A 7,451-nucleotide genomic window follows, 5' to 3' on the forward strand; every position below is an offset into this window, starting at 1 on the left:
GGTGCCACTACGTTTCCGTCATCGGGAACTTGCCCGCGATAAACGGGCTCTCGCGCCGGCCATGCAGGCGAGCGAGACGCCGCTCGGACCGGTATTGCAACCCCGGGTATGGGCGGCATAGTCGTCGTCGGCCGTGCTCACGTTATCGGCAATGGTGTGGTCGCCGCGGACCACGTTGCCCGATCCCTCGACAATGAAGTGATAGTGATCCTTGTCGAGATCAGAAGCCCGATAGGCGCCGGCACTCCAATGCGCGATGATACGCGACATCTTCACCGACTGGAGCCATTCCAGCGGTAGGCGGTAGGTTATCTTGAAAATTCCTTTGAGTGAGCCAGGCTGTATGGAGTTTCGAAAGCAACGGGAGGCAGCAACTGGATTGCTCCGACGGCTTTGAAATCCAGTGCCAAGCATGTGGCGCCCGAGAGCACCTCACGTTCTCAGAAATGGAGACGCGAGAACACGTTCAGTGCCGGGCCTGCGGGACAGTCCGCAACATGACGAAAGAAGACATCATGGAGACTAGCCGCGAAGCCGCGAAGATGATCCGGCTGTGGCTTTGAGGGTCTTCATGGGGTGCACACTTCGCAGCCAGTAAAGAAAAGCCCCTGCCGTCCACCGGCAGAGGCTCAGTTGGGTATGCCGGATCGCTTGAGAAACGTTCGTAGCGAGCAAGCTCCGAAGACGACCCTTCAGAGAGAATACGGCTGCAATAACTTGAAACAAGGCAACTCAATGGATGATGCCCGGAAGAGGTAGGCTCGAAACCGAGAGCACATAAGAAAGGCCCCAGATCCCACGAGGGAAACCTGGAGCCTTCAGTCTGAGCGTTCGAAGTCACAGACGCCCCATCTTTGGATAAAAAGTCAGGTAGTTCAAGCCTTTTAGCGTCAGAGATTGGCTGCTGCGACGTGTTTGCTGTCGCAGATTTCGCAAAAACAACCCCCGGCTTTCCTGCGCCGAAATCAGTTGGCCTTAAAACAAAGTAGTCGCCCCCCACGGTTGCGGTCGATATGATCACCTCAGTGGCAGTGAACGTTTGCCTGCCATCGACCCTGGCAGCCGTGCGTCCGCCAGCGTGCCAGCATTCAGGTTGGAGGCGTTGCGATAAAACGCATTATCCTGCCCATCGAGGAGGTCAGCGTCGAGACCGGAGCCAGCGCCGTCATTCAGAGCCGTCCAGATGAGACCGCCCCCGGCCGTGGCGCCATTCCACAAAGCCAAGATGCCGTCTGAATGAGTGAATTGCCATATGTTCCCAGGAGTGGGGCTGTAGTATCCAACCTGACCGCCGTTGTTCGGGTTGCCATAGCCGATTTAGCGCCTTGCTCGCGGTTTCCGCTTTCTCATGCCAGATGGGCGCCAAAGTATCGCAAATGTCAGTCTGGTCGATGCCTGAAACTGTCATTACCTAGCTTCGGCAGCACGTGCCCCTCAAGAGGACTGAACCAACGCCCCGCGACCCCATCTCCTTTGAGTTCAGCCTTGCGGCTTTCGAATGCGTCCTTAGCCACATCTTCGAGCAAATGTAGATTGCGAGCAGCATCGCGTTTGAGGCGTTCTCGCTCTTTGATCGGGTCCACATTGGAACGAGCAACACGGCGCCACTGCTCTGCGGTTTCGCGTGCTTCCTAGAGAGATACCTCCGCGGCAGAGCCGAACCCCATCTCGCGTCGTCGGCCGTGAATGGTGACCCGCAAGAACCATTGCGAGCCACCGTCGTTTCGTTTGTGAAGCCATAAGCCGTTACCATCGGAGTACTTTCCAGGACCCGCGTTTTTCACAGCCACCGCCGTCAGTTTGTTTTGTCCGTGACCCATATTTCTAACCACCTCTGTATCCACCTTCGGCCGTGCGGTGGCATGGCCTGCGGTGATAGATATTGAGCATGAACGAAACACGAACTATATTTAATTTCAAGCGGGTGAGGCAAATTTTATACTGTCTGATACTACAAGATATTGATTTCAATGCCCGTTACGAAACAGACTTCCCCTTGGGAAAGGTTCACGTGGAAAGCGAGAGCGCCGCAGGTGCAGTCACCGGACACAGGCAGGTTTGCCGCGAAGAATGCCGACAAATCCTCCGGCATATTTTCTGCAGGGGTTAAAGTAGCCGGATGTCGGGAATTCGCTCAGCCGGCCGTCTTTAGGATAGACAGCCATGGAGGATTAGGATGCCTATCACCATTACCGCCTTTGAACGTTCGCCCGACCGTGGCAGAGGGCTGGCCCGTGACATGCGCGTTCGCTGGGCGCTCGAAGAAGTTGGTCAACCCTACGACGTCCGCCTGCTTTCGTTCAAAGCGATGAGGGAGCCGGCGCATCTCACGCTTCACCCCTTCGGCCAGATTCCGACCTATGAGGAAGGCGATCTCGCGCTGTTCGAGTCCGGAGCGATCGTGTTCCACATCGCGGAGCGCCACGAAGGGTTGCTGCCGGTCGACGCCAACGCCCGGGCCCGCGCAATCACCTGGATGTTCGCCGCACTCAGCACGGTGGAGCCGCCGATCATCGAGCGCGAAGTCGCCAAGCTGCTGGAGCGCGACGAAACCTGGTATGAGCAACGCCTGCCGGCCGTCGAGGAACGTGTCCGCAAGCGCCTGCGTGAACTCTCCGACCGGCTTGGCGAGGCCGCGTGGCTTGACGGCAATTTCAGTGTCGGCGACCTACAGATGATATCTGTCTTGCTCCGGCTGAAGGGATCGGCGCTGCTGGACGAATTTCCAAACCTTTCCGCCTATGTCGCCCGTGGCGAAGCGCGACCCGCGTACAAACGCGCCTTTGCAGCACAGCGAGCGGTTTTCGAGGCCGCATCGGCAAGCGCGTGACGGCCCCATGCCGCGGTTCAGCCTTGGATCGCAGTGCGGACGTCGCGGCATAGCATCGGTCACCGCTTCATTCGCGCCAAAACTGGTTTGAAGCCGATCCACCAGACAGCAATTTGAACGCCGAGCGAATTTCGCAGCGCTTTGTCCTCTTTGGACTGCCGTGAAGCCCTCGGACTAAGGTCTGGTGCGCTCGGGCAAAGGTCCTAATGCGTTGCTCATTTCAAATCCATCCGCCATTTTGTTCACAGGCCGAAGAGCAATTCGACTGCCCTCCATCATTGGTTATAGTGACCCTGAGCGCGTCAAGCCACTGAGCGATCCACGGTCCGCCCGACCAAAGTTACAACGCGAACGGACAATGCTAACTAAGCGACCATCGGCGAACAAAGAGGACTGCGATGGCCATACACAAAAAGCGCCTGATGAAGTCGAGTGAAATACCAGAGTTCGTTAACGAGGTGATCGCAGCTGGGTGCGACATCAAGGCCATAGGCCATGACATATACGTCCTCGGCGGTATGGACGAAGAGGATGCCGAGATCGACGCGCTTGACCTCATCGGCGAAAAATTTGGGAACCGAGATACTATTGTATTGGAGATTGTAGCCTATCTCCGGTCGCTAGGTAGGTTTGTGGATCCCACCTGGGCCGAGACACGGCATTAGACCGCGTCGGCGAAGTCAAATTGATCGTCCAGAAAAGACTTCGCCTTTGCGTCCTCGGCTAAGCGGGCACACCGGGCCGCTCCAGCGGCACTCGTACCGTCTGCCATCGCGACCGATGAAGGTTCGGCTGCGTGAATCATAGCTGCGGTAGCGTGCGAGGCCGCGTGCATCGCGCTCATTGGGGCGATACTTGTCGTTCTGGCGGCGGCGCTCTTCTTCCCATGCCACACCAATGATGATCGCGCTAAGCGCCAATCCGATCGCGCCGGCGGTGATGCCGGCCTTGAGGTTCTGTTTTTCCTGTTTCTCTCGTTTTTCGCGCCAATGATCCCGGCGCAATTCCTCGCAGCGCCAGTGATCCCCACCACGGTCGTCCCTGCAGGAGCGCCGGCCGCCATCGTAGTCATCCGCGAGCGCGATTGGCAGCCGCAGGTGCGGACTCAGCCAGGATGGACATCCGGCCGAGAACCGGAAGTCACACCGCGCATCATCAGTCTCCTTCGATCGCTACGGGGAAGGCTTGGCGACGCTGTGTTGCGGAGACATTGCGGCCTTTCCCGGATCTCGCCGAAATGCTCCAGCGGTGGACCGGGCGGTGCCGCGGGCGACGGCGATATCCATGCGAGAGCAAGGATCGCGATAGCGGCGAAGCTTGCTGTTGCAGTGCGTCCTGGGCAGCTCGATGGGATTGACAGTGCGCATTTCAGCGGCGAGATGATCGAGGCGAACTAATGATCGCACCTGGCCGCGGCCGCACTCTGCTAGAGGCAGCGCATGACAAAAAGATCGCCGAACCGATGATGCACAGCAATCGTTCGATCTTCGAACGCCCCTTCCATATGGTCCTCCTGTGGTGTCTCCTCTTGGGGATCGGCGGCGCTGCGTTGGCGGGATGGGAGCGGCAGGCGCTCGTTTCCGAACTTGAGCAGGAGAGCACGCTCCTCCATAGCCTGGCCTCCCAGCGGGTGGATCAGCACGATGCGCACCTGACTGCGCTCTCGGCCGTCGCTGTTGCCTCCGAGGGGCGCAGGCACGATCTGTTCCTGGAGGTAGCCCGAACGATTGCGCGCTTCTATCCACGGATCGACGAGGTTCAACTCGTCCCCTTGGATTCAAGCGCGGAAACGGTCGGTACCGGTCCGCTCGATGCCAAGACGGCAGAGCTCATTCGCGCGGCCGCCAGGGCATCGGATGGGCGCATCGCACTGTTGCCCCATCCGCAACGGGCCGATCACTACATCATGATCAAGCGCAGTCCGAACACAGACGAGGCGCGCTATGGTTTGATGCTCGGCATCGATGCGGCGAAATTGATCGGAGATGGCGGGCCATTCTGGTCTCGCCCTGGGGCGGCGGTGCGGCTGTCACTGCCGGACGGACACGTCCTGCTCCCGACTGCCCTGCCCGAGGCGATCCGGTTTTCCAAGGCGCTAAGTAGTGCATCGCAGCCGCTTCTGCTCGAAACAGGTAGGGAGATCGGACTTGCGGACATGTTCCCCCCCGTACAGACCGGCTTGACGCTTCTTGTGGTCAGCCTCGCCTATCTCGCAGGCCTGGCGGCACTGCGGCAGCGCGCACGCACACGCGCGGCGGAACAGCAGGCAACCTTGAGCGCGCTGGAATCGCGCCTCACGCACGCGTCGCGCGTCAACGCACTCGGCGAAATGGCCAGCGGCATGGCACATGAACTGACCCAGCCCCTGACCGCAATCCTGGCCCAGGCGCAGGCTGGGCGAAGGCTGCTCGCCCAAGGGCAGGACGCGGCACTTGCTCCGGTGCTGGAGGATACCGTGAGCCAGGCGCGCCGGGCATCCGCCATATTAGAAAGGTTTCGCAACTGGTCGCAGCCACATGCTGCGCCGGTTGCTGCCTTCGATCTGCGCCATGCACTTGCAAATGTTGAAGCGCTCCTTCAGCCGGACGCAAGATCACGCGGAATTCAGCTTGATTTTCAGATTCCGCAAGCGCCGGTATCGGTCGTCGCCGATCCGGTCGAAATCGAGCAGGTCGCATTCAATTTGGTGCGAAACGCCCTTGAGGCATTGGCGCCACAACCGGACGAGACCGGCCGCGTGACCGTTACCTTGAGTGAGCGCGATACCGTGGTTATCGTCGATGTCGCCGACAACGGCCCCGGCGTCCCGGAAACGCTTCGCCCACGGCTGTTCACGCCATTCGTCACGACCCGCGCCGGTGGCACCGGGCTCGGTCTGGCGCTTAGCCAGCGGCTGGTGGAACGTGCCGGCGGCGAAATCGTGCTGGTTGAAAGTGATCACGGCGCCACCTTCAGGGTAACGCTGCAACGCGCTCGCCGAACCGAGGAGCCGATGCGATGACGCTTCCCGTCTATCTCGTTGACGACGACGACGCGGTGCGTCGTGCGCTGAGCCTGCTGCTCTCGACGGTCGGCATCAAGGTTACCGGGTTTTCTGATCCGCAAGCCTTTCTCACCCAGGTTTCCCGTCTCGACCCCGGCTGCCTGGTGTTAGATATCCGCATGCCCGCTATTTCTGGGTTGAAGCTACAGGAAAGGCTGTCAGAACAGGGGATCGACTGGCCGACGATCGTGATCTCCGGGCACGGTGATATCGAGGCCTGTCGCCGAGCCTTCCGCAACGGCGCCATCGACTTTCTCTCGAAGCCCGTGGACGAGCAGGACCTGATCGACGCGATCCACAAAGGCCACGAACTGCTGGAGCGCGCCATTCGAGTGCATGCGGAAAAGGCCGAAACGCTGGCGCTGCTTGCGGCGCTCACGCAACGTGAGCGCGAAGTTCTCGATCGGATTGCCGCAGGCTTCACTACCCGCCAGATCGCCGAAGGTCTCAGTCTGTCGCCCCGTACGGTCGAAAGCCATCGAGCCGCCATCGGCGCCAAATTGGGCAGCACGTCACAGGCGGAAATGACGCGGATCTGGCTCGACGGGACGAAAACTCCGTAGAACTACGGATAGGCGCGCAAGCCCTACGAATACCCACGATACCCGAGACGGGATAACCTTTTCACATAAACAGGAAAAGGAACCTACGATGATCCGCAATATCGTGCTCGCAGCCGCGCTTTTCGCTCCCGTTGCCGCTACGGCGCAGGAACTCCCGACCGCGGCCTACTTGCCGCTCGACATGGCCATCAAGGCTGCGGACGCCGCCGTGAAGGCTTGCGCCGCGGAAGGCCACAATGTCAGCGTTGCTGTTGTTGGTCGCGATGGAGCAATGAAGGTGCTGCTGAAGGCCGACAATTCCGGTCCGCACACCGGCAATAGCGCACAGGGCAAGGCCTTCACCTCCGCTGCCATGGGCCGCGACACGGCTGGCCTCGGCGAGTTCATCGCCTCCAAGCCGGCAAATGAGGGCCTCCGCGACATGGACGCTCGCATGGTGATCCAGGCCGGCGGCGTGCCAATCAAGTTCGGCAAGGCTCTGGTCGGCGGCATCGGTGTTGGTGGTGCACCGTCGGGTGATATCGACGCGAACTGCGCAACAGCCGGCCTCCAGGCAATCGGCGCGAAGTAATCAGCTGGGCAGCGGAAGTGGCCCTCCCAAGAGGGCCACTTCCGCTTTGAGGGCCCACACTTACGCACGGAGCCGCCGAAAAACTCCGCGGCGCCGAACATCGCCCCGTATCCGCTGACCGTCACTCCTGTGTCGGCCTTATTTTATCGGCGGATATGGTGCCGGACAGAACGCCCCTTGCAATGTCTTTGCCGCCACGTTCGATCGTGGATGACGGTGTAATTTCCGAACGGAAGGCACTTGCCGCAGCCGCCGTGACATCTTCCGCCAGTGCAGCAATCCAATGGAGATACGACGGCGTATTCAGCACCAGAACCACCGGACACAGAGCGCCCCGGACCTTCTCGGCTCAAACGCTGTCCCGTGCAAAAAAACGGGTTGGCATTGCTCTTGAAATCTTGAAAATCCCCTCCAGCTAAGGGCCAACACCCGTTTCGAGGGTTT

The 7,451-nt window shown here is 60.0% G+C and carries 8 protein-coding genes and 1 pseudogene; 5 read left to right on the forward strand and 4 right to left on the reverse strand.

Going from position 1 to position 7,451, the window contains the following annotated elements; all coding sequences use genetic code 11:
- Positions 1-18: 18 nt before the first annotated feature.
- Both I8N66_RS34850 and I8N66_RS34855 read right to left on the reverse strand, forming a co-directional pair.
- On the reverse strand, positions 19-276 hold the full coding sequence (locus I8N66_RS34850) for a hypothetical protein (protein WP_291164350.1): 258 nt from the start codon (positions 274-276) through the stop codon (positions 19-21).
- A 1,033-nt stretch (positions 277-1,309) separates the two neighbouring features.
- Positions 1,310-1,820: pseudogene (locus I8N66_RS34855) on the reverse strand (Arm DNA-binding domain-containing protein); the annotation flags it as partial.
- A 356-nt stretch (positions 1,821-2,176) separates the two neighbouring features.
- On the opposite strand from I8N66_RS34855, the gene I8N66_RS34860 reads away from it, so the two are divergent.
- On the forward strand, positions 2,177-2,830 hold the full coding sequence (locus I8N66_RS34860; RefSeq protein WP_291164353.1) for a glutathione S-transferase family protein: 654 nt from the start codon (positions 2,177-2,179) through the stop codon (positions 2,828-2,830).
- A 398-nt stretch (positions 2,831-3,228) separates the two neighbouring features.
- Positions 3,229-3,495 carry a hypothetical protein gene (locus I8N66_RS34865; RefSeq protein ID WP_291164356.1) on the forward strand — a complete coding sequence of 89 codons (267 nt, stop codon included), beginning with the start codon at positions 3,229-3,231 and terminating at the stop codon, positions 3,493-3,495.
- A gap of 15 nt (positions 3,496-3,510) precedes the next feature.
- On the opposite strand, the gene I8N66_RS34870 is transcribed toward I8N66_RS34865, so the two are convergent.
- Positions 3,511-3,834, reverse strand: coding sequence for a BA14K family protein (locus I8N66_RS34870; protein WP_291164359.1), 324 nt, complete (start codon positions 3,832-3,834; stop codon positions 3,511-3,513).
- A gap of 392 nt (positions 3,835-4,226) precedes the next feature.
- On the opposite strand from I8N66_RS34870, the gene I8N66_RS34875 reads away from it, so the two are divergent.
- The 3 genes from I8N66_RS34875 to I8N66_RS34885 all read left to right on the forward strand — a co-directional run bounded on the left by I8N66_RS34875 (position 4,227) and on the right by I8N66_RS34885 (position 7,007).
- Positions 4,227-5,831: an ATP-binding protein gene (locus tag I8N66_RS34875; protein WP_291164362.1), complete on the forward strand. Its 1,605-nt coding sequence runs from the start codon at positions 4,227-4,229 to the stop codon at positions 5,829-5,831.
- Complete coding sequence (locus I8N66_RS34880; protein WP_291164365.1) at positions 5,828-6,436, forward strand: response regulator; 609 nt, start codon at positions 5,828-5,830, stop codon at positions 6,434-6,436. Before I8N66_RS34875 ends, I8N66_RS34880 begins: the two co-directional genes overlap by 4 nt.
- 88 nt (positions 6,437-6,524) lie before the next feature.
- The gene (locus tag I8N66_RS34885; protein WP_291164368.1) at positions 6,525-7,007 is read left to right on the forward strand and encodes a heme-binding protein; all 483 of its coding nucleotides are present in this window, start codon (positions 6,525-6,527) and stop codon (positions 7,005-7,007) included.
- A 121-nt stretch (positions 7,008-7,128) separates the two neighbouring features.
- Here the strand turns inward: I8N66_RS34885 and I8N66_RS34890 are convergent, their stop codons facing one another.
- Positions 7,129-7,317, reverse strand: coding sequence for a hypothetical protein (locus I8N66_RS34890; RefSeq protein ID WP_291164371.1), 189 nt, complete (start codon positions 7,315-7,317; stop codon positions 7,129-7,131).
- Positions 7,318-7,451: the final 134 nt, after the last annotated feature.

Origin of the sequence: Ensifer sp. SSB1 (genome assembly GCF_016652895.1) — a bacterium.
In the GTDB taxonomy this organism is placed as follows: Bacteria; Pseudomonadota; Alphaproteobacteria; order Rhizobiales; family Rhizobiaceae; genus Ensifer.

Bases quoted from the DNA above. Each gene is read 5' to 3' on its own strand.
- I8N66_RS34865 (WP_291164356.1), top strand. From the start codon at position 3,229: ATGGCCATACACAAAAAGCGCCTGATGAAGTCGAGTGAAATACCAGAG.
- I8N66_RS34880 (WP_291164365.1), top strand. From the start codon at position 5,828: ATGACGCTTCCCGTCTATCTCGTTGACGACGACGACGCGGTGCGTCGT.
- I8N66_RS34875 (WP_291164362.1), top strand. From the start codon at position 4,227: ATGATCGCACCTGGCCGCGGCCGCACTCTGCTAGAGGCAGCGCATGAC.
- I8N66_RS34885 (WP_291164368.1), top strand. From the start codon at position 6,525: ATGATCCGCAATATCGTGCTCGCAGCCGCGCTTTTCGCTCCCGTTGCC.
- I8N66_RS34860 (WP_291164353.1), top strand. From the start codon at position 2,177: ATGCCTATCACCATTACCGCCTTTGAACGTTCGCCCGACCGTGGCAGA.